The organism is Planococcus sp. APC 3900, assembly GCF_030407735.1.
Classification (GTDB): Bacteria; Bacillota; Bacilli; order Bacillales_A; family Planococcaceae; genus Planococcus; species Planococcus notacanthi.
Window position 1 is genome coordinate 191,186 of sequence record NZ_JASDCT010000001.1, and the last position, 24,275, is coordinate 215,460.

Annotated in this window: 29 protein-coding genes, 3 pseudogenes and 1 riboswitch; of the genes and pseudogenes, 29 read left to right on the plus strand and 3 right to left on the minus strand. The window is 43.4% G+C overall.

The features are described from left to right. Window positions 1–180 precede the first annotated feature (180 nt). The 8 genes from panB to QMA04_RS00925 all read left to right on the plus strand — a co-directional run bounded on the left by panB (window position 181) and on the right by QMA04_RS00925 (window position 4,827). Window positions 181–1,017 carry a 3-methyl-2-oxobutanoate hydroxymethyltransferase gene (panB, locus tag QMA04_RS00890; RefSeq protein WP_290183639.1) on the plus strand — a complete coding sequence of 279 codons (837 nt, stop codon included), beginning with the start codon at window positions 181–183 and terminating at the stop codon, window positions 1,015–1,017. A 178-nt stretch (window positions 1,018–1,195) separates the two neighbouring features. Beyond that, a complete protein-coding gene (locus QMA04_RS00895) occupies window positions 1,196–1,432 on the plus strand; it encodes a helix-turn-helix transcriptional regulator (protein WP_290183640.1) in 237 nt (78 codons plus the stop codon). Continuing rightward, window positions 1,425–1,772 carry a DUF2178 domain-containing protein gene (locus QMA04_RS00900; protein WP_290183641.1) on the plus strand — a complete coding sequence of 116 codons (348 nt, stop codon included), beginning with the start codon at window positions 1,425–1,427 and terminating at the stop codon, window positions 1,770–1,772. The genes QMA04_RS00895 and QMA04_RS00900 overlap by 8 nt, the downstream gene beginning before the upstream one ends. Window positions 1,773–1,804: 32 nt before the next feature. Then, entirely contained in the window at window positions 1,805–2,503 is a 699-nt protein-coding gene (locus QMA04_RS00905; protein ID WP_290183642.1) for an RNA polymerase sigma factor, read from the plus strand. After that, window positions 2,500–3,048 carry a zf-HC2 domain-containing protein gene (locus QMA04_RS00910; protein ID WP_290183643.1) on the plus strand — a complete coding sequence of 183 codons (549 nt, stop codon included), beginning with the start codon at window positions 2,500–2,502 and terminating at the stop codon, window positions 3,046–3,048. The genes QMA04_RS00905 and QMA04_RS00910 overlap by 4 nt, the downstream gene beginning before the upstream one ends. Window position 3,049: 1 nt before the next feature. Next, window positions 3,050–3,733 (plus strand): YfjL-like protein, encoded by a 684-nt coding sequence (locus tag QMA04_RS00915; RefSeq protein ID WP_290183644.1) that lies wholly within the window; start codon window positions 3,050–3,052, stop codon window positions 3,731–3,733. 156 nt (window positions 3,734–3,889) lie between these two features. After that, window positions 3,890–4,222 carry a YolD-like family protein gene (locus QMA04_RS00920; RefSeq protein ID WP_290183645.1) on the plus strand — a complete coding sequence of 111 codons (333 nt, stop codon included), beginning with the start codon at window positions 3,890–3,892 and terminating at the stop codon, window positions 4,220–4,222. Between the two features lie 320 nt (window positions 4,223–4,542). After that, window positions 4,543–4,827 (plus strand): hypothetical protein, encoded by a 285-nt coding sequence (locus QMA04_RS00925; protein WP_290183646.1) that lies wholly within the window; start codon window positions 4,543–4,545, stop codon window positions 4,825–4,827. 107 nt (window positions 4,828–4,934) lie between these two features. On the opposite strand, the gene QMA04_RS00930 is transcribed toward QMA04_RS00925, so the two are convergent. Both QMA04_RS00930 and QMA04_RS00935 read right to left on the minus strand, forming a co-directional pair. Then, the gene (locus tag QMA04_RS00930) at window positions 4,935–6,263 is read right to left on the minus strand and encodes a murein hydrolase activator EnvC family protein (protein WP_290183647.1); all 1,329 of its coding nucleotides are present in this window, start codon (window positions 6,261–6,263) and stop codon (window positions 4,935–4,937) included. A 383-nt stretch (window positions 6,264–6,646) separates the two neighbouring features. Then, complete coding sequence (locus tag QMA04_RS00935; RefSeq protein WP_191714656.1) at window positions 6,647–7,111, minus strand: universal stress protein; 465 nt, start codon at window positions 7,109–7,111, stop codon at window positions 6,647–6,649. A 187-nt stretch (window positions 7,112–7,298) separates the two neighbouring features. Between QMA04_RS00935 and QMA04_RS00940 the strand changes: the two genes are divergently transcribed. From QMA04_RS00940 to QMA04_RS00990, 11 genes and pseudogenes are all read left to right on the plus strand, one after another. Continuing rightward, the gene (locus QMA04_RS00940) at window positions 7,299–7,994 is read left to right on the plus strand and encodes a Crp/Fnr family transcriptional regulator (RefSeq protein ID WP_483313710.1); all 696 of its coding nucleotides are present in this window, start codon (window positions 7,299–7,301) and stop codon (window positions 7,992–7,994) included. A 152-nt stretch (window positions 7,995–8,146) separates the two neighbouring features. Beyond that, a complete protein-coding gene (locus tag QMA04_RS00945; protein ID WP_191714657.1) occupies window positions 8,147–8,269 on the plus strand; it encodes a cytochrome C oxidase subunit II in 123 nt (40 codons plus the stop codon). A gap of 25 nt (window positions 8,270–8,294) precedes the next feature. Next, complete coding sequence (locus tag QMA04_RS00950) at window positions 8,295–8,768, plus strand: cytochrome c oxidase subunit II (protein ID WP_191714658.1); 474 nt, start codon at window positions 8,295–8,297, stop codon at window positions 8,766–8,768. Then, window positions 8,765–10,417 (plus strand): b(o/a)3-type cytochrome-c oxidase subunit 1, encoded by a 1,653-nt coding sequence (locus tag QMA04_RS00955; protein WP_191714659.1) that lies wholly within the window; start codon window positions 8,765–8,767, stop codon window positions 10,415–10,417. Before QMA04_RS00950 ends, QMA04_RS00955 begins: the two co-directional genes overlap by 4 nt. Window positions 10,418–10,687: 270 nt before the next feature. Beyond that, window positions 10,688–11,308 carry a methyltransferase family protein gene (locus tag QMA04_RS00960; RefSeq protein ID WP_290183648.1) on the plus strand — a complete coding sequence of 207 codons (621 nt, stop codon included), beginning with the start codon at window positions 10,688–10,690 and terminating at the stop codon, window positions 11,306–11,308. A 139-nt stretch (window positions 11,309–11,447) separates the two neighbouring features. Next, a complete protein-coding gene (locus QMA04_RS00965) occupies window positions 11,448–11,867 on the plus strand; it encodes an organic hydroperoxide resistance protein (protein WP_191714660.1) in 420 nt (139 codons plus the stop codon). Window positions 11,868–11,890: 23 nt separating this feature from the next. Continuing rightward, window positions 11,891–12,328, plus strand: a complete 438-nt coding sequence (locus tag QMA04_RS00970) for a MarR family winged helix-turn-helix transcriptional regulator (RefSeq protein WP_290183649.1) — start codon at window positions 11,891–11,893, stop codon at window positions 12,326–12,328. Between the two features lie 28 nt (window positions 12,329–12,356). After that, complete coding sequence (locus QMA04_RS00975; RefSeq protein WP_290183650.1) at window positions 12,357–12,833, plus strand: glutathione peroxidase; 477 nt, start codon at window positions 12,357–12,359, stop codon at window positions 12,831–12,833. Window positions 12,834–13,027: 194 nt separating this feature from the next. Continuing rightward, window positions 13,028–13,804, plus strand: coding sequence for a GTP pyrophosphokinase (locus tag QMA04_RS00980; RefSeq protein WP_191714663.1), 777 nt, complete (start codon window positions 13,028–13,030; stop codon window positions 13,802–13,804). Further along, window positions 13,792–14,397 (plus strand): TetR/AcrR family transcriptional regulator, encoded by a 606-nt coding sequence (locus QMA04_RS00985; protein WP_290183651.1) that lies wholly within the window; start codon window positions 13,792–13,794, stop codon window positions 14,395–14,397. The genes QMA04_RS00980 and QMA04_RS00985 overlap by 13 nt, the downstream gene beginning before the upstream one ends. A gap of 75 nt (window positions 14,398–14,472) precedes the next feature. Continuing rightward, window positions 14,473–14,604 (plus strand): annotated as a pseudogene (locus tag QMA04_RS00990) (DUF3934 family protein); the annotation flags it as partial. 123 nt (window positions 14,605–14,727) lie between these two features. Here the strand turns inward: QMA04_RS00990 and QMA04_RS00995 are convergent. Continuing rightward, window positions 14,728–16,032, minus strand: coding sequence for an MFS transporter (locus QMA04_RS00995; protein WP_191714666.1), 1,305 nt, complete (start codon window positions 16,030–16,032; stop codon window positions 14,728–14,730). Window positions 16,033–16,272: 240 nt separating this feature from the next. Here QMA04_RS00995 and QMA04_RS01000 point away from each other — a divergent pair, with 240 nt between their 5' ends. The 10 genes and pseudogenes from QMA04_RS01000 (at window position 16,273) to QMA04_RS01045 (ending at window position 24,272) form a co-directional block, all read left to right on the plus strand. Next, on the plus strand, window positions 16,273–17,052 hold the full coding sequence (locus QMA04_RS01000) for a PAS domain S-box protein (RefSeq protein ID WP_290183652.1): 780 nt from the start codon (window positions 16,273–16,275) through the stop codon (window positions 17,050–17,052). A gap of 109 nt (window positions 17,053–17,161) precedes the next feature. Then, a riboswitch (cobalamin riboswitch) is annotated at window positions 17,162–17,340 on the plus strand. 152 nt (window positions 17,341–17,492) lie between these two features. Next, window positions 17,493–17,978, plus strand: a complete 486-nt coding sequence (locus QMA04_RS01005; RefSeq protein WP_290183653.1) for an acyl-CoA thioesterase — start codon at window positions 17,493–17,495, stop codon at window positions 17,976–17,978. A gap of 1 nt (window position 17,979) precedes the next feature. After that, window positions 17,980–19,602, plus strand: a pseudogene (locus QMA04_RS01010) (ribonucleotide reductase N-terminal alpha domain-containing protein); the annotation flags it as partial. Window positions 19,603–19,725: 123 nt separating this feature from the next. After that, window positions 19,726–20,463, plus strand: a complete 738-nt coding sequence (locus QMA04_RS01015) for a GIY-YIG nuclease family protein (RefSeq protein ID WP_290183654.1) — start codon at window positions 19,726–19,728, stop codon at window positions 20,461–20,463. A 187-nt stretch (window positions 20,464–20,650) separates the two neighbouring features. Then, window positions 20,651–21,313 (plus strand): annotated as a pseudogene (locus QMA04_RS01020) (ribonucleoside-diphosphate reductase subunit alpha); the annotation flags it as partial. Between the two features lie 12 nt (window positions 21,314–21,325). Then, a complete protein-coding gene (locus QMA04_RS01025) occupies window positions 21,326–22,372 on the plus strand; it encodes a ribonucleotide-diphosphate reductase subunit beta (protein WP_290183655.1) in 1,047 nt (348 codons plus the stop codon). Continuing rightward, window positions 22,353–22,802, plus strand: coding sequence for a flavodoxin domain-containing protein (locus QMA04_RS01030; RefSeq protein WP_290183656.1), 450 nt, complete (start codon window positions 22,353–22,355; stop codon window positions 22,800–22,802). Before QMA04_RS01025 ends, QMA04_RS01030 begins: the two co-directional genes overlap by 20 nt. Window positions 22,803–22,866: 64 nt before the next feature. Next, window positions 22,867–23,079 (plus strand): hypothetical protein, encoded by a 213-nt coding sequence (locus tag QMA04_RS01035; protein WP_290183657.1) that lies wholly within the window; start codon window positions 22,867–22,869, stop codon window positions 23,077–23,079. A 413-nt stretch (window positions 23,080–23,492) separates the two neighbouring features. Then, window positions 23,493–23,897 carry a DUF1259 domain-containing protein gene (locus QMA04_RS01040; RefSeq protein ID WP_191714673.1) on the plus strand — a complete coding sequence of 135 codons (405 nt, stop codon included), beginning with the start codon at window positions 23,493–23,495 and terminating at the stop codon, window positions 23,895–23,897. 27 nt (window positions 23,898–23,924) lie between these two features. Then, complete coding sequence (locus tag QMA04_RS01045; RefSeq protein ID WP_191714674.1) at window positions 23,925–24,272, plus strand: GNAT family N-acetyltransferase; 348 nt, start codon at window positions 23,925–23,927, stop codon at window positions 24,270–24,272. Window positions 24,273–24,275: the final 3 nt, after the last annotated feature.

Consider the following 24,275-nt stretch of genomic DNA (forward strand, 5'->3'; position numbering starts at 1 on the left):
AATAAGGGCGGTATCATTGTTGAACTGCACCCGTATAAAGACACTCAACAATTGCATAGTTCTGCCTTGATCTTACATCGACAGGGACGGAGAAAACCACTGATACTTATTCTGCCCGTCTGTCCAGTTTTGGAATGGATGGGCTTTATTTCGGTTTTCCTCCCAAAAGGAGAGAAAAAAATGAAAAATACAGCCTCACTCATCAAAATGAAAGCACAAAACGAAAAAATCGCCATGCTCACCGCTTATGATTACCCGTCAGCCAAACTTGCTGAACAGGCCGGCGTGGATGTGATTCTGGTCGGCGATTCTCTTGGAATGGTCGTCCTGGGATACGATTCCACTGTGAAAGTGACGGTCGATGACATGATCCATCACGGCAAAGCAGCCCGTCGCGGTGCTCCCGATACGTTCTTGGTGGTGGATATGCCTTTCGCTTCATTTCATGGCAGCCTGGAACGCACACTGGATAACGCAGTCCGTATTTTCCAGGAAACCGGAGCGGAAGCAGTAAAGCTTGAAGGGGCAGATGAGGTCGTGGAGGTAGTGAAATTACTGACACGCACCGGCATTCCGGTTGTCGCGCACCTTGGTCTGCTTCCACAGACAGCGGGTGTGCTGGGCGGCTATAAAGTACAGGGGAAAACAGCAGACGCCGCGCAAAAGCTGATCGATGATGCACGGGCATGTGAAGCGGCAGGAGCCTGCATGCTCGTTCTCGAATGCATTCCTTACCAATTGGCGCAAAAAGTCACCGCAGCATTGACGATACCGGTAATCGGCATTGGAGCCGGCAGTGAAACAGACGGACAAGTCTTGGTTTATCACGACGTCCTGAAGTACGGAACCCATCATTTGCCGAAATTCGTGCATTCTTACGCGGAAACCGGGGACTTGATGAAAGACGGCCTGACCCAGTACGTCGACGAAGTAAAAACCGGCGCTTTTCCTGCAGAAGAACACCGCTTTACAATGAAAGAAGAAGAACTTCAACAATTGTACGGAGGAAAAGAATAGAAAGAAGAATACCCGGCATCTTGAAAAAGATGCCGGGTTTTCATGTGTTTTTATTGAAGAACCATATACGGATTCTTATGTAATAATAGCAAGAAATAAAAATATTATTTTATTAAGTATAAGTTTACTTTACTTTTATAAAGAATTGATTTATTATATTTTCTAAGAGGTGATGATCATGAAGAAAGATTTTGGGGACTCGATATCCAATAAGGTTTATGAATATCGGGTGCTCGCCAGAATGTCCCAGCAAGAATTAGCGGAAAAAGTGGGAGTTTCCAAACAAACCATCTTTGTTATGGAAAAAGGGAATTATGTTCCAACCTTGCTGTTAGCTTTCCGAATTGCCGACTTTTTTAAGGTTGATGTAAACGATGTTTTTACTTATTTAAAAGGAAATGGTCAAAATGAATGATTTTTTCGCGAATATCCATCACGCTATTTTCGATCCTTTTAGGGCTTGGGCTGAACAATCTACTGGGAATTGGAATATTCTCATCGGGATTGGGTTTTTACTGCTCATGGGCAGTCTGATTCTTCTTTATGTGTCTTATAAGAAGATGGGGGAAAGCGATGAACGGACAAATCAATTGTCTTTAAAGAGCTGCTACTGGATGCTGTTGGCCATCATTTTATGTGACATCATCTTTCCGAAAGAGTATATGTGGACAATCTTTTTCCTGTTTAAATATTCGTTGGCATTTTTAGCTGGCGGTATCTGTCTGACTGTCCAGTATAAAAGGGATTTTGCATAAAAACTATTAGACATGGATAGAGGGGAGAAGATGTGGATCGACTACATTCTCTCTTTTTTTTGTTTCTTAAAGGCCATCCTTTACTAGTTTTGATTTTAATTAAAAAAATATTCATAGAACTAAAGATGGGAAAAATCTATGGAATGATAAGGGAAAGAAAATTTATTAAAGGATTTTGTAACGAAATAGATGGTGGCGGTATTAATACTAAGAACAGCAAGAAAGCGAGGGCAGTGATGAATAAGCTTAATGAAGAATACGAAAAACTTCACCCAAAAATCTATGCGTTTTTCTATGCGAAGACCGGCAATCAGGCGACGGCTCAAGACCTTTGCCACGATACCTTTTATGAAGCGTGTAAAAGTATTGCGTCTTTTAATAACCATTCTACACTGTCCACGTGGATCTTCTCGATTGCGAATAACTTACTGAAAAAATATTATCGAAAAAACAAGTATCAGCAAAGCTTAATGCAAAAATTCGCAGAGATTCCAGAGGCTGAAATTCATTCGCTAGAAGAGTTGGTAGAAATCAATGAAGACACAAAACTACTGTTGCATCACATTTCAAAACTGGATGATGCTTCAAGAGAAATCGTGTTGCTTCGGATATATGGAGAGCTGAGTTTTGCAGATATCGGTGTCTTAATCGGCAAATCAGAAAATTATGCGCGTGTAACATTTCACCGTTTGAAATTAAAAATTCAAAAACTGCTGGAGGTGACGTTATGAAGAATGAATGTGCAATTGTGCAAGATCTTCTGCCTTTATACGAAGAAGAGTTATTGCAGGTAGAGACCAAACAATTTATCGAAGAACATTTGAAAAGCTGCAAAGAGTGCCGTCTTCTTGCGGAACAATCACAAATTCCGTTGCCCGCCAAAGTAGAACCGGGAGAGCCTTCGAAAAAGATGATCCGTAAAATAACCTTACGGCTGACCACAATTCAGATTTTCTTTGTGGCGATTGCCTTTATGTTCGCGATGGGTACAACCATTATGAATGACAATGCGGGTTTTATTCTGACCTACACTATCTTGGGGCTGGTCACGTATCTCTTTTACCGGTCGGTCCTTATTGCTGTTCTCCTTGCAGGCGTGCCGAACTTCATCTGGAATTGCCTGTTGTACATGACGGATCTGCTCGGTGAGTTCTATGCGGAAAGTTTTTGGGAAGCACTTCAATTAGCGCTGTTTTCACTAACCATCCATCTAGTGTTTACGATGATCGGCATCGTCATCGGTTTCTGTATTCTTAAAATAATGGAGGAAAACTAATATGAAAAAGAAAATAATATACGGTGTGATCGCGATTTTATTGATTGCTGGGGTCGTGTTTGCTTATATACAAATGAGCGGGAATCCATTCGAAAAAAACAGAGCGCAAGAGAGCTTGGAAACGTTTTTAGACCAAACGTATCCGGACATGGACTACAAGATCAAGCGGTCGGCAGATTATGGATGGACCGATGCCACTTTTCGTTTTACCGTAATGGAAACGGAAGCGATAGGAGTGGAAACGGCTTATGAATACGATGTCTCTGCTATCGAACCGTATGAAATTCTGGGTGATACCATTCACTTCTCAAAGATCGACAAAGAAGCTTCGAAAAAATTAAATACCGAGGCAGAGCAATACATTCTGGCGCTTCTTCAGAAAAAAGTTCCAGAAGTCGGCGATGTGGCCACAGACGTAGAGGTTTACGACAAACAAGCAGAAGAATGGACACCCCAAACGAAAACACCCAAACCAATTTTGATTATGCTGGAAATTGAAAAAAGGAATTTGTCTAAAGAGCAAATGCTGCAACAGAGTCGGGAAATACAAAAGCAATTGAACAGTGAATCCATCGATTATTATCTAGCTGAAGTAGGATATCACCGCGTTGTTGAGGGCGAAGAAATTTATGACTACACCAGCTTTACGCCAGAGCAGGAATTAACGATAGACGATGTAAAGTAAAAAGCTGCCAACATATTGAAAAAGAGGAGGTTGAAAAACTTCTTCTCTTTTTTTGCAGTTCTTCTTCAAAATAAAAAAACTTCTCTAAAATAGAGCAATTCCTCTTTTAAATGGGTATAATAAGAACAAATGTTCTTATTCAAGGGAGTGTAAGATATGGAGCAAAGAAGCATTACCGGCAAAACAAATGAAAGAAGACAAACAAGGTGGGATGGCCTTTTCGTATCGGAACATGCATGGAATTCCATTAATGATCCGCAGCCGATGCTCAGCGCCGATGAACAAGGGGCTATCATTGATATGTTGATAGTAGCCTGCGAACGGCAGTGCACGGTATTTATCCAATCCTGGCAGGACCGTCATTTCCACTATCACCGTTGCATAATTCAAAAGCTGGACCAAGAGCAGTGGACCATCACCTATGAAGATGCGTTCGGCGAGTGGCGACTGCCAATCGGTATGATTATATCTATACATATGCTTGATTGAATGATAAATTCTTTAAATCTATATAAGTTGAACTAAAGAAATAACATTTTATATACCACTTCGACTCTGAGAAAAAACTCTAAAGATATGGAGTAAAACAGCGAAGACTCCTGCGGCTTAGCGAGACGACCGATACACCGCAGGGAGCGCAGCGGACGAGGAGGATTGGGCGCGAGCCCGCTGGAAAGCGTAGCTGTTTTACGGAATATCGGCTCCTACAAATCATTAGTTCAACTTATATAGAACTTATTAGCGTAATGAAAAGATGCAGTTAAAGTAAAACTTACAGTAAAGTAACCTTGAATTTTAGGAGGAGAAAAATGCATAGAATCAGCAAACAGGAAGAAAACGAATTTCCGCTATTTACTACTCATGAAGAAGCGATAACTTATTTTGAAGAAAAGTATGGAGAGAAGTTTGTATTTGAAGAGTCTTCGGATACCAGTGATGAATTGTGTTTCTTCTATCGGTTAATTACAGACGAAGAGGCCTATATAAAAGGGATATCAGAATTGAATTCTACTGGATACATAGGAATTGAGTTTAAAAATAGCTATCAACCGATCCAAATTATGGAGAACGGCAGTATACAAATCGATCATTAAGAAAAATTGTTCGATTAAAACATCCATCCAAAATGCTTAGGCTATCCGATAAAGAAAATTGAAAGAAAAAACCGGCATCTCCTGAGAGAAGCCGGTTTTTTAGCATGTTATCGAACGTAAGGAGCAGGGTTGACCGCATTTGAACGTGCGCCATTCCAAGGTCCTACGTGAATTTCAAAGTGAAGATGTGTGCCTGTAGAACGGCCTGTGTTACCCATGCCGCCTACTTGCTGACCTTGTCCAACTGATTGTCCAACAGATACGTTGATCGAGCTCATATGGCCATAAACGGTAGCGTGTGTCTGGCCGTTGATGGAATGTGTAAGGATGACAACATTCCCGTATCCGCCCATATTGCCGGCGTAGGACACCATACCGCTCGCTGCGGCAACAATTGGTGTTCCAGGTGAGTTCGCGATATCCATTCCAAGGTGTGATTCTGCTCCGGCTCCGATGTCACGGCCGCCGAATCCAGAAGTGAAGCGTCCTGTTGAAGGAAGGATGAACGTTGAGCTTCCGGCTTTTGAAGACACAGAAGCTTGTGTAACGGTTGCAGCAGGTGCTGATGCAGAAGCTGCTGCCTGGCGTTGAGCTTCCGCTTTACGTGCAGCGGCTTCTTTAGCCAATCGTTCCTGCTCTGCTTTTCTGGCAATTTCCGCAAGACGTGCTTGTTCTGCGCCAATTTTCTTCTCGAGGTCTGCATTGATGTTCATCGTTTTCGCATGTTCTGCTTGCAGCGATGATTTTTCGTTAGCTAAGCGTGCCTGCTCTGCTTTCAAATCTTTCTCAAGCTGAGCCTGTTCGTTTTTCTGTGCATCAAGTGAATTTTTCAAGTTGACCAATTCGGCTTTTTTAGCTTCCTGTTCCGCTAGTTTTGTTTCCACTTCCGCTTTTTGTTCAGCCAAAAGTTTTTTGTCGGCTGCTTGCTCACGCATGATTTCGCGATCTGCTTCGATTAAGATGTTGACGGCTGAAAAACGGTCAATGAAATCTACAAAACTGTTTGCTCCAAGAAGTACATCTATGTAATCAACTGAACCTCCGCTCAACTGAATAGCACGTGCGCGTTCTTTCAAAAGCTCTTCACGTTCTGCAATTTTTCTTTCCAATTCTTCAATAGACTTTCTCAATTCATCGATTTCGATTTTGGTTTGGTCGATTTCTGCTTGAGCAACGTCGATTTTGGTTTGTGTTTCGATGATTTGGTTATCTAACTCGCGGATTTTTGCGATGATTTTTTCGAGTGTGGATTGGTTTTGAGAGATTTCGTTTGTTTTCTGTTGAATCCCGGAATTCAATTCACTTTGTTTCTGTTGGATTTCTTGTTGCTTTTTCTCTAAATCGCTTAGTTTATCAGCGCTTGCAGTTGGTAAGAACATGGTTAGCGCCAGTAAAGCCGATAATGCGATCATCAGACATTTAGCTAATGGTTTCAAACTCTTGTGCTCCTTTCGATTTCCGTGGCTATTTATAATTATCGTGAAAAATTATTATGAGTCGATTGATTTTTCTTGGCGGTTGCCAAATGAAAAATCCAGCAGACCCATTGTAACACCACATAAACGTCTTTATTATTACAGTTTCTTATCATTTTGACTGCTAAAATGACAAAGTGTCTGATAAAGGGCGCCAAAACAATGATTTTTAATATAAATATGACATTTTGGTGAAATATTAATTTAAGGCGATAAAACTTTGGTGATTATTTGCTTTTTTTTGGTAGTAGATTTACTGGAGGAAGGAAGTAGCGGAAGGTAAAGTAGGAAAAAAGAACATAAAAAAACCTTTCCCTTATTATCTTTTAGGGAAAGGTTGCTGTTTAGTTTTCAGTAAATAAGTCTTCCTGGTCTCTGCGGACAACCAATACGTCGCATTTTGCTGTGCGGACAATTCGTTCGGAGACACTGCCCATGATAAAGCGTTCAGCTGCGTTCAGACCAGTAGCGCCACAAATGATGACATCGACATTCAATTTAGGAGCCAACTCTTTAGGGATGGCAACTTTAGGGACACCGTATTCAATGATGACGTTTACATTTTCAACACCTGCTGCTTCTGCTTCTTGCTTGTACTTGGAGAGCAATTCCTCAGAATTTTTCATCGTGCGATCAGCAATTGTGCGGTCATAGGCTTCAATTGAACCGAACGACCGGTTGTCGATAATATGTGCCAAGTGCAAAGTTGCATTGTTGCGGACCGCTGCGGCCGCCCCTTTTTTAAAAGCTAATTCTGATTCTTTGGAACCGTCTACCGCTACCAGTATGTTGGAATATTTTAAAGTCATTTAGCATTCCTCCTCAATCTCTATACTAGGAACTTCTCTACCGGAGAATAAAGTTCCTTCTTATTTGATATATTCTTTTGGCAACAAGTGTCGGAATGATGAATTTGTACCTTTCTAGAAAGAAATTCATGGTAAAATCATTTTAATAGGAATGATTGTATAACGGGAAGGCGGTTGCACTTTGAAAATGGGTACCGGGAACGCAGAGGCATTGATGGATATGAAAGAGTTATTGTCTGTACGCCATCAAGTTAAGGAATTAAAGAAAGACAATTATTTGTTTCGTGAAGGTGATGCCATCGGCGGTGTTTACATCATCCGGTCCGGTAAAATCCAAATTGAAAAAGTGACGCCGAACGGCCGTGAACTTACGTTGAAAATTTGTGGTCCAGGGCAGCTTGTTGGAGAAGTGACCCTTTTTTCTGATAGGCCCAAATACATGCTGGATGCACGTGCGGTCGAAGATGCAGTATGCCTGCATATTTCAATTGATGATCTGGAAGAGGCCTTGTTATCGAACGCCCGATTGTCTGTCGCTTTTATGAAATGGATGGGAATCGATCAGCAGAAAACCCAGACGAAATTCCGTGATTTAATGCTTCATGGCAAAAAAGGGGCACTGTATTCAACCTTGATCAGGCTTTCCAATAGCTATGGGGTGAAAAAAGAGAATGGGGTGTTGATTGATCTCGTATTGACCAATCAGGATCTTGCTAATTTCTGTGGAATGACACGGGAAGTGGTGAACCGGATGCTGGCTGAGTTGAAAAAACGCGGCGTTCTGACATTGAGTGAAGGAAAAATACTGCTTCATGATATTCAGCATTTAAAGGAAGAAACCAATTGTGAAGACTGTCCAATTTATTTATGCAAAATCGATTAACAGGAGAACTTGCCCATGGGGCAGGTTCTTTTTTTGTCTAAAATTTGTCATTTCATTAAAAAAAGACCTTGAGTGTGAGAAATGTCACAGTGCGGGAGAGGCCGATAGAATAGGCTGAAAGTAAGAACAAAACGCGTAAGAGGTGAGAGGAAATGGGTCAAGAGAACCGGGAGCCGGAGACCAATCTGAAAGGTACATTAGTCAGTGTTTTTGTAGTGGGGCTGATCATTATTGTCATGTGGGTCGCCGTTTATTTATTGTATGTAGCCCGTTAAGGCGGAATGAGAGGAGAAGACTAAAATGCATCTTCATAAATATGAAAAAATTTGGCTGGTGTTCGGTATTGCATCGCTGATTGTATTTTTAAGCGTTGTTGGGGTAAGCGCATTTTCACAGGACCATACCCCTGCAGGAGGAATGGAAACAATCGATCCCAAAAAAGTAAGTGAAACGGCACCTTTTGATAATCCGGGAGTCACGCAATTGGACGACGATACATACCAGGCGACGATTGTGGCTATGGCATTCGGATATCAGGCACCGGAATTGAAAGTTCCGGTTGGAAAAGAAATTATTTTTAAAGTAACCAGTACCGATGTAGTCCACAGTCTGACGATCGATAATACAAAAGTCAATATGATGGTCGTTCCAGGCCGGATCACGACAAAATCCTACACGTTTGAAGAACCGGGCACATATTTGATTCTTTGCAATGAATACTGTGGAACGGGCCACCATATGATGTATACAGAGATAGAGGTGTATGAACAATGATTGCTGTGCAAGATCGAAAAATTGCTTTATGGAATATCGGCGTGGCGTATACCGCCTTTTTAATCGGCACCTTATGTGGGCTGCTGCAAGTTTTTATCCGCAATGACGCGCTTCAATTACCGGCTTGGCTGGACTATTACCAAATTCTGACCGCACACGGCGTTTTACTCGCACTTGTATTTACGACATTTTTTATTTTCGGCTTCTTTATTACCGGTATGAGCAAGAGCCTTGGAAGTTTCGGTCCGAAAGTCCGTTTGTTTTCGTGGATCGGCTTTTGGGTGACCTTGCTTGGAACAGTTATGGCAACAGCGATGATCGTGGCCGGAGAAGCTTCAGTGCTGTACACCTTTTATGCACCGCTGAAGGCAAGTGGCTTTTATTATGTAGGTCTTGCTTTGGTGATTATCGGTACGTGGATCAGCAGTTTTGCGCTGGTCGGACATTACAGAGTATGGCGGAAAAATAATAAAGGGCAGTTGAGCCCACTTTTCGCTTTCATGACCATCACGACCATCATCATGTGGATCATTGCATGTCTGGGCGTCGTGGCAACGGTCCTTTTCCAATACATCCCTTGGGCATTCGGCTGGACCGATACCATTGATGTAGAACTCAGCCGCACCTTGTTCTGGTTTTTTGGCCACCCATTGGTGTATTTCTGGCTGCTGCCGGCATACATGGCCTGGTACGTTATCGTACCGAAAATCCTGGGTGTAAAAGTATTCAGTGATTCATTGGCACGTCTGTCTTTTGTTCTTTTCATCCTGTTTTCCATTCCTGTCGGTTTCCATCACCAGCTGACAGAACCGGGGATTTCGAACTTCTGGAAATTCCTGCAGGTGGTCTTGACGTTTATGGTCATCGTACCTTCCTTGATGACGGCATTCTCGATGTTCGCGACATTTGAAATTGCCGGACGCAAAAATGGCGGGAAAGGCCTGTTTGGCTGGTTTACAAAATTGCCTTGGAAAGATATCCGCTTCACTTCTATTTTCATTGCCATGGCGTTCTTTATCCCCGGTGGAGCTGGGGGAATCATTAACGCAAGTTTCCAATTGAATGAAGTGGTCCACAATACCTTATGGATTGTCGGGCATTTTCACATCACTGTCGGCACTCCGGTAGCGATGACGTTCATGGGCTTGACGTTCTGGCTGATTCCATATTTAACAGGCAGAAAATTCACCAAATCCATGAAAGTGCTTGGGCTTGTCCAAATCATTACTTGGTCGTTCGGCATGCTGCTGATGTCAACAGCGCAGCATCTGCTGGGCCTTCTCGGAGCGCCAAGAAGAACCGCTTATTCCGGCTACAACGATCACCCCGCTGCATTGGAATGGTTTGACGGAATTCTGACCAACCATGTGACGATGGCCATCGGCGGCAGCATCCTGTTCGTCTCGGCAATGATTCTGATCTATATCGTCGTCATGACGATGTTCCTTTCGCCTAAAGCGGTTGAACCGAAAGACATCGTAGATTTCCCGCTGGCGGAAAGCGACATGTCCCGTACCCCGAAATGGCTTGAAAACTGGTGGATTTGGATCGGGCTTGCACTGGCGCTCATTGTCATCGCCTATGCGATTCCAATTAGCCAGATGATTCACCATGCACCACCAGGTTCAGAAGGATTCAAAACGTGGTAGGAGTTGAAGGATAATGTTCACAATGGTGCTCTCGTTAATGGTTGTTTTCATCGCATTCACTGCGATGCTGGTCGAAATCTCTTCCATTGAAGATTAAATGGGAAGCTAAGCGGGGGAATTTGATGTAAAGACGCCCTGCAGCTACAGTTTTCACCTTTTTAAAGAAAAGATATAGATAAAATGTAGTGAAGGAGTGCTTTGCCAGGTGGGCAAAGCGCTCTTTTCTGGTTTCACGCTAGTCGTCCAAGTTTATTTGGCAAGGGGTAGAAATTGTATTGTTTCGAAATGTTCTATATATTGGAAGGAAAAGAACAGGAAGTTGAGGCCTCTTTTATGACGATGATTGAATGGATTTTTACAGCAATAAGCTTGTTTTGGCTCAGTGAATTTCTGATTTTCCGAAATCGCGGCATCGGCCAAGGTGACCCATTGGAAAAACGGACATTCTTCACCATCTTTGCAGTTTTGATCGCGACCATTCTTATCGCGGCGGTTTTGCAGGAATTGATGGCGTTCGAGACGATAGCTAGGATCAGTCAAGCAGTGGGAGTTATTTTGCTGGCTTCAGGGGTTTTCCTGCGGTTTTGGGGAATCGTCCATTTGAAATCACAATTCACACGTTACGTGACCGTTCGTGAAGGTGATGAAATCGTCAGCACCGGACCTTACCGAAAACTTCGCCACCCGCTTTACACCGGGTTGTTGTTCATTACTCTCGGAATGGCCTTGTTTTTCACCAGTGCAATTGCTGCCGTTCTTGGTGGCCTGGCAATGGTATGGGCTTTGCTGAAGCGAATAAACTATGAAGAGCAGCTGCTGATTGAGAAGTTCGGACCGGATTATCAGCAATGGATGAAAAAGCGTGCACGCTTGATTCCTTTTCTTTATTAGAATCGATCTTTCCCAAAAGACTTTATTCGCCAGGACGGTGAATAAAGTCTTTTTTCGTGTGAGCATATGTATTTACATCGCGTACGATTCAGTTTAAAGTAGATCGTGTAAGATATATATGGACGGAGGAAAACACATAATGAAAACACTATTCGAAACAACAATGATCAATACAGGCGGAAGAGACGGTGCGGTTTATTCACCGGACAATATTTTTTATTTGGATGTAGCAAAACCACAGGCTCTTGGAGGTTCAGCAACAACGGCAACAAATCCGGAACAGCTATTTGCTGCAGGTTACAGCGCATGCTTCAACAGTGCATTGGAATTGGTGCTGGAAGCTGGTAAAGTGGAAATTGAAAAGAGTGAAGTAACAGCAACTGTTGCCTTGATTGGAGATAAAGACAACGGCGGCGTTAAATTGGCGGTGAAACTTGTCGTCGATATCACAGGCATCGATGAAGAATTGAAACACGAATACGTAGAGAAAGCGCATCAGTATTGCCCATATTCCAAAGCAATCAAAGGATCTGTGGATGTGGAAATCAGCGTTCTATAATAATTAGCATAGGTGAGATGCAAATGGAAAAACCAACGAAACTCGAACAACAACTGTGCTTCGAAGTCTATAAAGCCTCCAGCAATTTTTCAAAAATGTATGCAAAAGCGCTGGAGCCTTTCAATCTGACGTTTCCACAGTATCTGGTGCTTCTTGTCTTGTGGGAAGAAGACGGACTGTTGACTAAAAATATCGGTGAACGGCTGGGGCTTGGAACCGGAACTTTGAATCCGATCATCAATCGTATGATCGAACAGGGGCGACTGGTTAAAGAACAATCCCAATCAGATAAACGTGCTTTTACGATTTCATTGACGGAAAAAGCCAAAAGCGAACAGGCGGCAGTCGAACAGGCTGTCCTCGACAAACTCATCAGCTGTGACTTTATGGGAGTCAACGCCATCACCTTGATGAAAAACTTGAAAGAGCTAAATGCTTCTTTTAAAAACATGAATTTGTAATAGAAGAATAAATAAGGAGAGATGCCGCATGAATATTTACGATATTGCCGTACCAAAGCCGAACGGGGAAGAATACCACTTAAGCGAATACAAGGGCAAAGCCATGCTGATAGTCAACACAGCGACAAAATGCGGTTTGAGAGATCAATTCGACAGTTTGGAAAAAATGTACGAAGAATACAAGGAACAGGGATTAGTGGTTCTGGGCTTCCCGTCTGATCAATTCGGCCAGGAAAAAGGCAGTGGAGCAGAAGCACAGGAAGCTTGCCGCATGACGTATGGCGTTACTTTCCCTATGCACGACCTGGTCAAAGTTAACGGCAAAGAGGCACATCCACTGTTCAACTATTTGACCACTAACACAAAAGGATTTTTATCAAGCGCCATCAAGTGGAACTTCACAAAATTCCTGATTGATCAAAATGGCAATATCGTTTCACGGTTCTCTCCAAAAGATAAACCCGAATCATTTGAAAAAGACATTCAGAAAGTACTTGGCAAGTAAGGGCAGGAGAGCGAGCGAAACCTCAAACACAGAGGTTTTGCTCTTTTTTTATGGTTTGATGTGACAGCGCGTCGCTTCCCAGTGGACATGTGACACAGTGTCATGTTAAGCTTGCTTTACGAAATGTGACACGGTGTCATTCGAAGATTATAAGCAATAAATAAGTGAACGTTATGAAAAAAGGGGACGACGAGATGGAAGCCGGTTTTACCGATGATCTACGGAAGATGAAGGGCTTAAAAAAAGAGATGATGCGATTTATGATGGGCTATAAATTCGCTCTGGAAGAAATCAATACAAAAATCAGTATACTGCAACAGGAATTCCACTATATTCATGACTATAACCCGATCGAAAATGTCAGTTCCCGTTTGAAATCTCCTGAAAGCATCATGAAAAAAGCCGGCAAAAAAGGAGTCGGCCTTTCTTTAGTGAATATTAAAGAAAATGTTAGAGACATTGCGGGTGTTCGAATCACTTGTTCATTTGAAGCTGATATCTACCGATTAAGCGCCATGCTGCAGAACCAGGATGATTTGAAGGTTCTTGAAGTGAAGGATTATATCCAGAATCCCAAGCCGAATGGTTACCGCAGTTTGCATTTATTGCTGGTGGTGCCGATTTTTATGTCGGACCGTGTAGAAGAGATTTGCGTGGAAGTACAGATTCGTACCATCGCCATGGATTTCTGGGCAAGCCTTGAACACAAAATCTACTATAAATACAACAAAGAAGTGCCCGCTGACATTATCCTTGAACTGAAGGAAGCAGCGGATTCTGCGACCGAATTGGACCGGAAAATGGAAAAGATCCAATTGCGGATGAACAGGCTCAAGGATCAGGTGAGTGCTGACGAAGATTTCTCTGAAATCTTGATTGATAAAGAACGTTTTCATTTGCCGAATAACTTTATCCTAAGTGGACCTGATAGCACAGACCGATTGAGAGGAAGAGAAAAGTGCCAAAACTGACCTTTTATAATTTGCCAAAAGAAAAACAACAGCTATTGATCGAAGCGGCACAGCAGGAATTTTCGAATGCCTCTTTGTCTGAAGCCTCCATAGCCAATATCGTCAAAACAGCCGGAATTTCCCGTGGAAGTTTCTATCAATATTTTGAAGGAAAAGAAGATTTGTACTTCTACTTGTTGAATCGCTATACTGCCAGGCGCAAACGGCTCTTTAAGGCGACGCTGGAAAAAAACAGCGGAGATTTATTCCAGACGATCAGGGAGTTTTATATTTCCACTGTGAACGAAGATGAGCTTCTAGACTTTAAACGGAATGTCCTATTGAATATGACAGAACAAGTCGAAACAAAATTCATCAAAATCGTCAATGAAGAAGAGTCTGAAGAGGAATTCAACACAATCAGCAGACTTATTGATGTGGACAAGCTGAATGTGTCAGGGAATAAGGAATTGTACCATTTGCTGAAAATCCTTATGACCGTAACTATCAGAAATTGGATCGAACATTTCGCCAGAAACTTGGCTGTGGAAGAGTCGATTGCAAACTATGAACTGGAACTGGAGCTATTGAAAAAAGGGCTTGCCCGTTCGTAAACGAACATTTCTGTTTCACTCTGAGCCTTGATGTGATAAGCTGTACATCATCGTAGCAGTAATGGAGTGATTATAATGAGCAAAGCAAAAGCAAAAGCGAAAAGCGGTACAGGCCAGGGAACCGGCAAAAAAGGATGGACGCGCTGGAAAGCAGGAGCCAATAAAGCCAATAGTTTTAAGCCTTACACCAGCAAAACCAATAAAAAAGCCGACGAACCAAAAACAGAGAAAGAAATAGCTTCTCAATGGGTCGATGCATAAATAGCAAGGTAAAGGTTGTCCAAATGGGCAACCTTTTTTTTGCCCTTTATTCCTTTTTGAAAAAACCCTTTACTCCGCGAGTAATGGGTTTTCTGCAGGTCCTTCTATTTCTTTGGCAACGGGTTGTTGGATGGAAGCTTCTTTTTTCGGCGGGTCTGCCAGCAAAGCTGCCACGATACCGAAAATCGGGAAAATCATCAATGCCCAGAGGATTTCGGTATAGCCGCCGAATAAATCGAAAGCGATGCCGAGCGGCAACGGACCGAGCGCAGATCCCGTGACGACCATCGCCATCGAGATGCCGCTGATGCTGCCGATGTGCTTACGGCCGAAATAATTGGGCCAGACAACAGCCATGACAATCCGTTCGATTCCCATGCTGACGCCCCAGACCAATCCGAAGACCATGGCAGTCGCCAAAAAATCAGCTTTCTGCAGAAGAAATAACGACACTAGCTCGCCTGCAAATACCAGTGTCAGCATATACTGGACTTTTACTTTTTCCAGCAGAATTCCTGTGATGAAAGTGACTGGCAAGCCGATCAATGCCGTTAAACTTAAAATGCCGGCTGCAGTTTCAAGAGACAGGGACTTTTCAGCGAAAATGGAGACCAGGTGGAAGGTCAAACCGGTATTGACGATGCCCGGGATGGCTGCACATAGCAGCAACAGCCAGAAAGCACGGGTTTTTGAAGCTTCTTTCACTGACCAACTGACTTCTTTTATGAGTTTCTTTTCAGGCTCCGCCTTAAGCGCAGCGCCGTTATCCGGCAGCAAGCCCATTTCTTCAGGAGAGTTTTGAATGAGGAAAAGAGCAAGCGGCGTAAAGCAAACAATGATGATGATTCCTAAAATCAGCCATGAACTGCGCCAGCCGAATGACTCGATCAGCCAAACGTTCAGCAGGGGAAAAGCGGCAGAACTGACTAAGCCGCCGATTGCGGCAATGCTGATGGCGCGGCCCCGTTTTTTGACAAACCATTGCGGAATGAGTGAGCTTGATATAAGTGCCATAGAGCCTTGGCCCAACAAGCGAATAAAAAAGAAGCCGATAAACAGCATGACGAGACTTGTTACGAAGCTGTTGAAAAAGCAGGCGACGGCAAGGGCGACGGATACGGCAACGGCCATTTTACGTGAGCCGTTTCGGTCAATCAGGCGCCCGACGAAAAACAACAGGAATCCTGCCGTCAATGTCGCAGCCGAGTAGATACCGGAAACCGTGGAACGGCTCCAGCCAAAATCTTCTATATAATAATCGATAAAAATTGAATTCGAATAAGTTTGTCCGGGACCAGAGAAAAATTGAGACAAGGCCGCGATCGCGATAATGACCCAGCCGTAGTGAAAAGCGTTTCCTGTTACTTGTTTCATCGTGCATCTCCAATAACTCTAACCTTAAGGTAGCGTATTTCCAAAAACGGCATCTAAAAATATGTTAAAATCACAGCTTATTATCATAACATAATATTTTTCCTTTACAAGATTTGAAATAGAACTGTAAAGAAAAGAATCATTCAGAAATCTTGAGGCTTTTGCCGCGACTGAAAGTTTTTCTGAAAAAGTGTAGAATAGAGGAACTGGCAGTTTCTTAGTCAAAAGGAGTGAAAGAAAATGCTAAATGCAGTACCTGAAAGACCCTTGGGCATTAAAGAAAAAGAAGAAATTTACCAACAAATCACGGAGTATTCCGATGAAACAACCATTATTCATTCGAATCAGAAAGTCTTATATATAAATCAGCCCGGATCGGAATTCTTCAAAGCCGATAAGGATACGCTTATCGGTGCAAACATCGTGGATGTGTTTACGGATGATTACAAAGAATTCATTGCGAAACGCATCCGTACAGGCATGGAGGATCGCACCATTGGAGAATTGGTTGAGACTACTGTTAAGCGTTTTGACGGAACTCAAGCCGATGTCGAACTGTATTGCTACCCGGTCCAATATGGAGAAACGGTCGCAATCCAGTCCACTATCCGCGACATTACGACGCAGAAGAAAACTGAACGAGATCTAATGCAATTAAAAAATGAGATATCAACTCCCATCGTGCCGATTATTGATGGCTTGGCAGTTTTGCCGCTCGTAGGTTCAGTAGATGGGGATCGCAGCCATCTGCTTCTTGATATCATTCCGCAAAAAATTCAAGGAGAAAATCTGCATTGCCTTATTATTGACGTGTCCGGCATCTACAATATTGATAATGTCGTGGCAGAATTTCTTTATAGAATCGACCACATTATGCGCTTGCTCGGAATCAAACTGATTTTCACGGGAATCCGTCCCGAACTCGCATTAAAAGCGATTGAAGCGCGTGTGGACTTTAGCCAATTGACGACGATGGGCACGGTGAAACAAGCCTTGAAGCGTTATTTGACGACTGACTGAAACTTTGACTTAACGGCAGGAATGAAGAAGTTCTTGTCAAAGGCAATAAAGTGATTTATAGTGTATGAATACAATATTTAGTGATTGATTAAAATTATTCACTATATATAGTAGAACCGATAACGAAGGTGCCTGAAAAGGCTTAATAGGGAATCCGGTGAAATTCCGGAGCTGTTCCCGCAACTGTAAGTGCAGACGAACTATCGCAATCCACTGTCCAACGGACGGGAAGGAGATAGCAGAGGATGACGCACAAGCCAGGAGACCTGCCTTCGTTATGAGTTTATGATCTTCTCCGGGAGCTGAGAGGGATAACGAAGGTATTATGCATGGGATAGCTGTATTCTGCTTCCCATCCGATATTCTGCGTATCTAAACCCCATCCTCCCTGAGAGGATGGGGTTTTTTCTTGTATATCAGAGATGGAGGAATGGATACTCATGACAAAACCATTAGCAGCAGGGGTGGCCAGAACCATTCAGACACGATTGGTCCTACCCCCGGACACCAACCACATGGGGACCATATTCGGCGGCACCGTATTGGCGTACATAGATGAAATCGCCGCCATTACAGCCATGAGGCATAGCGGAAAAGCAGTTGTGACCGCTTCGATCGATACGGTGAATTTCCTATCTTCGGCAAAAGTTGGGGATATCCTTATTTTGGAGGGAGTGGTGATCTCAACAGGCAGAACATCTATGGAAGTGTATGTTAAAGCTGAATGCCAACAAATCGAAACAGGCACAAGGAGTTTGACGACTACAGCCATTCTGACAATGGTGGCAGTCGACAGCGATGGCAAGCCGACACCGGTGAGCGGTGTAGTTCCGGAAACGGCTGCCGAAGAAAAACTATTTAAAAGCGCCCAAGATCGCAAAGAGCGCCGCATGAAAGTGAACGAATACGCAAAGGAGTTGTGTTGATATGAACATGAAAATCGAAGAAACAGAAATAAAGACAGTGGAAAGAGCGCTGCAGCGGGCAACAGATGTATATGGACTAGATACGCGAGAACTATTGGAGCGGACAGCGAACTTAGCTGAGCAGGCAAAAGGAGAGCAGTCCTTGTTGTATGCGCTGAACCGTATCACGATGGACGAGCCTGATTGGACGTACACCGCAGCAGAATTGTATGCTGGCGACTTATACAAAAAAGCTGGAGACAGCCGCAACTTTTCCGCTTCCCAGAAATATGGCGACTTCTATCGCCTTATTGAAAAGCTGACAGGGATCGGCATTTATTCAGGAGAGCTTCTTGCGGCTTATTCGAAAGAGGAAATCATCTTATTGGGTGAGGACATCGAACCGGAACGGGATCTTTTGTTCAACTACATCGGCTTGTTCCTGTTGGCTGACCGCTACTTAGCAAAAGACTATGAAGGAAGATTATATGAGCTTCCGCAGGAGCGTTTTCTTGTCATTGCGATGACGTTGATGCAAAACGAACCAAAAGAGCATCGCCTCGAGTTGGTGAAAGAAGCTTACTGGGCAATGAGCCAGCTGTATATGACAGTAGCCACGCCGACTTTATCGAATGCCGGTAAAAGTTTCGGACAATTGTCCTCCTGTTTTATTGATACTGTCGATGATTCACTGGACGGCATCTATCTGAACAACTGGGATATCGCACGCCTCAGCAAAGACGGCGGTGGCATCGGGATCTATTACGGGAAAGTTCGGGCTTTAGGATCGGATATCAAAAAATTCAAAGGCAATTCTTCAGGAGTTGTGCCATGGATCCGTTTGGTCAACGATACAGCGGTCAGTGTCGATCAGCTCGGACAGCGCCAAGGTGCAGTGGCGATTTATTTGGATGTCTTCCACAAAGACATCATGAACGGATTCCTGGATTTGAAAACCAATAATGGCGACGAGCGCCGCAAAGCGCACGATATTTTCACCGGCGTGTCGATTCCGGACCTGTTTATGGAGCGGCTGCAGGAAAAAGACGAAAACGGCCGCAGCATCGGCGAATGGCATACGTTCTGTCCGCATCAGATTAAGCAAGTGATGGGCTGGACAGATAAAAACGGCAATGCGCTTGGGCTTGAAGATTTTTACGATGAAACCGGTGAAAAATACTTCAGCGACAAATACCAGGAAGCTGTGGATCATCCATTATTGCCGCGCAAAACCTACCGCGCGATGGAAATCATGGCACGCATCATGGTGTCGCAGCTGGAAACCGGCACACCTTATATGTTCTACCGGGACGAGGTCAACCGCCAGAACCCGAACAAGCACACAAGAGGAAGAGGGCTGACGTCGATTTACTGCAGTAATTTGTGTACGGAAATCATGCAGAACATGTCAGCGACAACCATCATGAAAGAATATACGGATGAAGACGGCAACCTTGTCATGGTCCGCAAACCGGGTGATTTCGTTGTCTGTAATTTGTCTTCCATCAACTTGCCAAGAGCGGTCAAGGCGGACGTGTTGGAGCGGGTGATACGGGTTCAGGTGCGCATGCTGGATAACGTCATCGACCTAAATACGATTTCCGTCGGACAGGCCGATGCCACGAATAAAAAATATCGCGCCATTGAGTATCCAGTGGCTTAAGGGGGTAACCCTTTAAGAAAACCCTGTTAAACGGGGAAACTCTCAGACGAGACAATCCCGTGCTAAATTATCTCAATTGAATCTAAAGGAAAGGAGGACAAAATAATGAAGGGAATTTATTCGATTTTAAATAACGTAACGGGTAAGTATTATATCGGAGAAACTGTAAATTTAAATAGGCGGAAAATTTGTCACTTTTCTGAACTAAGAAAAAATAGACACAAAAACGATCACCTTCAAAAAAGTTTTAATAAGTACGGAGAAGAAGCTTTTGTTTTCACTGTAATAGAAGAAAATGAAAAGTTCACCCAAGAAGAACTTTATACTCTTGAGGCATATTATGTCATGAAATATAACAGTTTTGCTCACGGATATAACTTAACTTTAGGTGGTACAGGAACAAAAGGTCGGCTATTTTCTGAAGCAGAGCGAAGACTCAAATCAGAAAAAATGACAGGAAGTGGAAACCATTTTTATGGGAGAAGCCACTCTGAGGAAGTTAAAAAGCTACTCTCAGAAAAAGCTTCTTTAAAAACAGGAGAAAAAAATTCTTTTTTCGGGAGAACTCATGTAAGTAACTGGAAAGAAATAAGAAGGCAGCTGTATAAAGAAAAAAGTATAAGCGGATGGGTTTCAAGTAATAAAGGAGTTCCTAAGCCTAAGTTGGCTGTGGAAAGTATGAAAAAAAATATGCCTCATAGAAAAGAAATCTTAGTTGATGGAATTTGCTATCTAAGCATATCTGAATGTACAAAATTAACCGAGATTAAGCGTACTACTATCCGAGCTAGACTAAAAAACGATAATTTCCCAAATTATTTATATAAAACAGTTGAGGTATAAAAGCCTAACGACTATCGAAACCACTCCTCATAGGAGATAAGGGAGTAGAGTACACTATAAGTTTATGATAGTGGAAAAGCAGGGGTTCCTTAAAAAAGGAACGTGATATAGTCTAATCTGCATGGTGACATGCAGCAGTTCATAAGAGAACGGATAAAGGCTTACGACCTTTATTGAATAGAAATGAGGATTAGGAACTTTCGGTTGGCACCATCTCTTGGCACTTGAAGGCATCCATTGGGAAACGGAAAAAGCCGTCGAGTTTGGGGATACGCTGTACGAGGAAATTGCCTACCAGACCATCCGCGCTTCGATGGAGCTAGCTAAAGAAAAAGGAGCCTTCAGTCAATTTGCAGAATCTGAATGGCATACAGGCGAGTACTTTGAACGCCGGAACTACAGCAGTGAACGCTGGAACAAGCTGCAGCAGGAAGTTGCATCGACCGGTGTCCGCAACGGTTGGATGATGGCGGTCGCACCAAACTCATCGACCGCCAAAATCGGCGGTTCGACAGATGGCATCGATCCCCTTTACGCCGTTGAATATGCGGAAGAGAAGAAGAACTTCAAATTTAAGGTGACAGCGCCTGACCTGGACCACAACACGTACGATTATTACCGCCGTGCACGCCACGTGCTGGACCAGAAATGGAGCATCCGCCAAAACGCGGCGCGTCAGCGGCATATCGATCAGTCCATCAGCTTCAATTTTTATGTGCCGCATACCATCAAAGCAAAAGAATTGCTGGAGCTTCATTTGGAAGCATGGAAGCAACACTTGAAAACGACTTATTACGTCCGCAGCACATCACAGGCGGAAATCGAAGAATGCGAAGCATGCCAAAGCTAAAGGAGGATTTTCATGACCATACATGAACCGCTGACAAAGATTAAATTACTGAATCCGGAACATCCGAACAAATCGACTGGCGTCTTGAACGGCCAGTCTTCGGGCTTGTTGAACTGGAACGATATTGCTTACCCGCAAATGTACGATTTGTATCAGGCGCTATTGGCCAACTTTTGGAAAGCCCAGGAAATCAATATGCAGGACGACATCAAGCAATGGGACAGCTTGAGTGATGCCGAGAAGGATGTCTTTTTGCGCATCAACACGCAGTTGGCATCGCTTGACAGCCTGCAGACCCCGACAATGAGCCAAGCGATGGATTACGTCACCGATTCCAGCTTTAAAGCTATTTTTGCGGTCATTTCCCAGCAGGAAGCGGTCCATACGGAGTCGTATTCCTATATTTTGAGTTCGCTGGTCTCGGTGAGCGAACAGAATGCGCGCTTCGATCAGGCGAAAAGCGATCCGGTTGTGCAAAAAAGAAACGGCCTGATTTTGGATGCTTATGAAGCGTTCCGGCAAAATCCGACGCCGCAGAACCTGTTCAAACTGAGCGTCAATTCCATTAACCTGGAAGGCATTTATTTCTATGCCGGATTTGCTTTTTTCTATCATTTGGCGCGTCAGCAGAAAATGCTGAAGACCAGTACGATGATCAGTTATATCCAGCGCGATGAAATGCAGCATGCGTATTTTATTGCCCAGTTTATCCGGATCATGCTGACGGAAAATCCGGAGTTGAATACGAATGAAAATATTCAATACATCTACACGACCGTCGATCAGGCTGTGCAGCTTGAAAAAGAATGGGCGCATTACATTCTGGCGGATATCGATGGGCTGGATCTTGAGGAGTTTGCCGGTTATGTGGAATATTTGGCCAACAAGCGCTTGCGCCAGCTTGGATTGGATAATCTATACGAAGAACGCAACAATCCAATGCCATGGATCCAAGTATTTGGAGACGACATGATGAACGAAACGAAATCCGACTTTTTCGAACAGAAATCCCGGACCTATACAAAAGTGTCGCAGTCCAATGGCTTTGACGAACTCTAACCCCAGACTGGCGATTGTCTATTCCTCGGTTACCGGCAATACAGAACAATTGGCGGAAATGGTGCAGGAAGCTGCACAGAATCAAGGCATAACTATTGAGCTGTATCCAGTTGACGAATTTCCATTGTCCCAATTACAATGGTTGGACGTAGTAATGATCGGCACCTACACGTGGGGGAGCGGCGAAATTCCGGAAGAAATGCATTCCTTGTATCAAGCCATCGAAAAGTTGGGCCGAAAAGAGCTTCGGACAGCCGTTTTCGGAACCGGAGACAGCTTTTTCGCAGAATTCTGCGGCGCTGTCGACCGGTTCCGGGACATGTTGTATACCCAAACTAAATTGGTGGCGACTTTGAAAGTGGAATTGATGCCGCAGCCAAGTGATGAGGCACGCTGTGAAAAGCTGATCGAGCTGATGCACTCTCAATGATGTTTTTCCTGAAAAGCAAAGGGTATAGAAGGAAGGCGAAACGATGTGCTGAGGAGGAATAGAGATGATACAGGCAAAATGGCTGAAAACTGGAGCTGCATTATTTTTATCTGTAGGCATGCTTGCAGCCTGCGGAAATGAAGAACCAAACGAAGAAGATAATGGCGATTCGGAAATGCAGAATGAAGAGGATTCGAATTCAAATGATACGGATTCTGAAAATGATTCCTCCAACGATGAAGACGACGATGAGGAAGATGATTCCGAAGAAGATTGAGGGTCAGGTACTTACAAAAGTGAAAATGAGTTTTTTTAAAAATCGCCGAAAGGCGGTTTTTTTTTAAGTTTTTAATTCTGAAAAAGAGGTATATAAAGGCTAAGAACAAAATTTGATTTTGTGTTTTCTGCTTGGTGAATGCGCTTCAATGGTTTTACAACTTCTCCAAAAGGTGTTAAGTTGGAAACGAACGAAAAACGACTGAGTTTTCGTTAAAATCCATTTTGTACGTAATTGATCGCTTAAAAATAGATAAACAATCGAATAACCATTTGGCTGGATGCAACAGACAATTAGGGCTGTAAACAACGCCGAAAAGAATTCAACGATTCTTTTCGGCGTTTTTGTATGCCAGCTAACTTATTTATCCATTTTCCGGAAGTGTTCTGGAAAAAAAAGAAAGGATGAGAAGGATGGAACAATTAGAGCAGTTGGCTGAACAAGTGGGCATGCTCATGAACTCGAAGGTTGAACTACAAGCAGGTGAATGTTTAATCAAGAGAAAAAGAACCATTGACATATCCTCCCACGGCAAAAATTTCAGTTGTACGTTGGATCACGATATTTCTTTTAAAAACTTAAAAGATAATGGAAAAGCCATGAACCGAGCGGAAATATTTCTATTGCCGAGTGAACTGGCATCCTTTATGGATGCGCTTCACTGGCATCCGATTCCTTTGCCGACCAATTACCAACAACGGATGGACGTCAATCCGGATATCATTTGTGTTTATTTGGCGTCAGAAGAAGCACCAGAAGATTTCGCCGGAAGATTGTCTGCCGCTTTTAATGCCATCGAACAGAATACGCTGGTTTGAACAGCTGCTGAAGGAAAGGAGATTCCAATGCTGACCAGATATAAACGCTCGCACGAAAAAATCGCAATGGGCCTGTTGTCATTCATGCCTAGAGAGCGGGATGTAAAACAATTGAAAAAAACCATGGAGCTATATAATGAACGTCCGGACTGGCAACTTTTTCTCTGGAAAGCCGGCGATGATTATATCGGCGCTATCGGCATTCATATAGAAGATGATGAAAGTTTCACGGTTCAGCACATTTCCGTAATTCCTTCGTATCGCGGAGAAGGGATCGGGCATAGAATGGTCGAACGTGTTGAACGGCTGATGAATGGCAGGAGACCCAAGCCAAGTGAAGAAACCATGCCATTCCTGATGAAGTGCAGGGTTTAAAAT

Coding starts and splice junctions, on each gene's coding strand:
- panB (WP_290183639.1), top strand. CDS start 181: ATGAAAAATACAGCCTCACTCATCAAAATGAAAGCACAAAACGAAAAA.
- QMA04_RS00895 (WP_290183640.1), top strand. CDS start 1,196: ATGAAGAAAGATTTTGGGGACTCGATATCCAATAAGGTTTATGAATAT.
- QMA04_RS00900 (WP_290183641.1), top strand. CDS start 1,425: ATGAATGATTTTTTCGCGAATATCCATCACGCTATTTTCGATCCTTTT.
- QMA04_RS00910 (WP_290183643.1), top strand. CDS start 2,500: ATGAAGAATGAATGTGCAATTGTGCAAGATCTTCTGCCTTTATACGAA.
- QMA04_RS00915 (WP_290183644.1), top strand. CDS start 3,050: ATGAAAAAGAAAATAATATACGGTGTGATCGCGATTTTATTGATTGCT.
- QMA04_RS00920 (WP_290183645.1), top strand. CDS start 3,890: ATGGAGCAAAGAAGCATTACCGGCAAAACAAATGAAAGAAGACAAACA.
- QMA04_RS00925 (WP_290183646.1), top strand. CDS start 4,543: ATGCATAGAATCAGCAAACAGGAAGAAAACGAATTTCCGCTATTTACT.
- QMA04_RS00935 (WP_191714656.1), bottom strand. CDS start 7,111: ATGACTTTAAAATATTCCAACATACTGGTAGCGGTAGACGGTTCCAAA.
- QMA04_RS00940 (WP_483313710.1), top strand. CDS start 7,299: ATGGGTACCGGGAACGCAGAGGCATTGATGGATATGAAAGAGTTATTG.
- QMA04_RS00945 (WP_191714657.1), top strand. CDS start 8,147: ATGGGTCAAGAGAACCGGGAGCCGGAGACCAATCTGAAAGGTACATTA.
- QMA04_RS00950 (WP_191714658.1), top strand. CDS start 8,295: ATGCATCTTCATAAATATGAAAAAATTTGGCTGGTGTTCGGTATTGCA.
- QMA04_RS00955 (WP_191714659.1), top strand. CDS start 8,765: ATGATTGCTGTGCAAGATCGAAAAATTGCTTTATGGAATATCGGCGTG.
- QMA04_RS00965 (WP_191714660.1), top strand. CDS start 11,448: ATGAAAACACTATTCGAAACAACAATGATCAATACAGGCGGAAGAGAC.
- QMA04_RS00970 (WP_290183649.1), top strand. CDS start 11,891: ATGGAAAAACCAACGAAACTCGAACAACAACTGTGCTTCGAAGTCTAT.
- QMA04_RS00975 (WP_290183650.1), top strand. CDS start 12,357: ATGAATATTTACGATATTGCCGTACCAAAGCCGAACGGGGAAGAATAC.
- QMA04_RS00980 (WP_191714663.1), top strand. CDS start 13,028: ATGGAAGCCGGTTTTACCGATGATCTACGGAAGATGAAGGGCTTAAAA.
- QMA04_RS00995 (WP_191714666.1), bottom strand. CDS start 16,032: ATGAAACAAGTAACAGGAAACGCTTTTCACTACGGCTGGGTCATTATC.
- QMA04_RS01000 (WP_290183652.1), top strand. CDS start 16,273: ATGCTAAATGCAGTACCTGAAAGACCCTTGGGCATTAAAGAAAAAGAA.
- QMA04_RS01005 (WP_290183653.1), top strand. CDS start 17,493: ATGACAAAACCATTAGCAGCAGGGGTGGCCAGAACCATTCAGACACGA.
- QMA04_RS01015 (WP_290183654.1), top strand. CDS start 19,726: ATGAAGGGAATTTATTCGATTTTAAATAACGTAACGGGTAAGTATTAT.
- QMA04_RS01025 (WP_290183655.1), top strand. CDS start 21,326: ATGACCATACATGAACCGCTGACAAAGATTAAATTACTGAATCCGGAA.
- QMA04_RS01030 (WP_290183656.1), top strand. CDS start 22,353: ATGGCTTTGACGAACTCTAACCCCAGACTGGCGATTGTCTATTCCTCG.
- QMA04_RS01035 (WP_290183657.1), top strand. CDS start 22,867: ATGATACAGGCAAAATGGCTGAAAACTGGAGCTGCATTATTTTTATCT.
- QMA04_RS01040 (WP_191714673.1), top strand. CDS start 23,493: ATGGAACAATTAGAGCAGTTGGCTGAACAAGTGGGCATGCTCATGAAC.
- QMA04_RS01045 (WP_191714674.1), top strand. CDS start 23,925: ATGCTGACCAGATATAAACGCTCGCACGAAAAAATCGCAATGGGCCTG.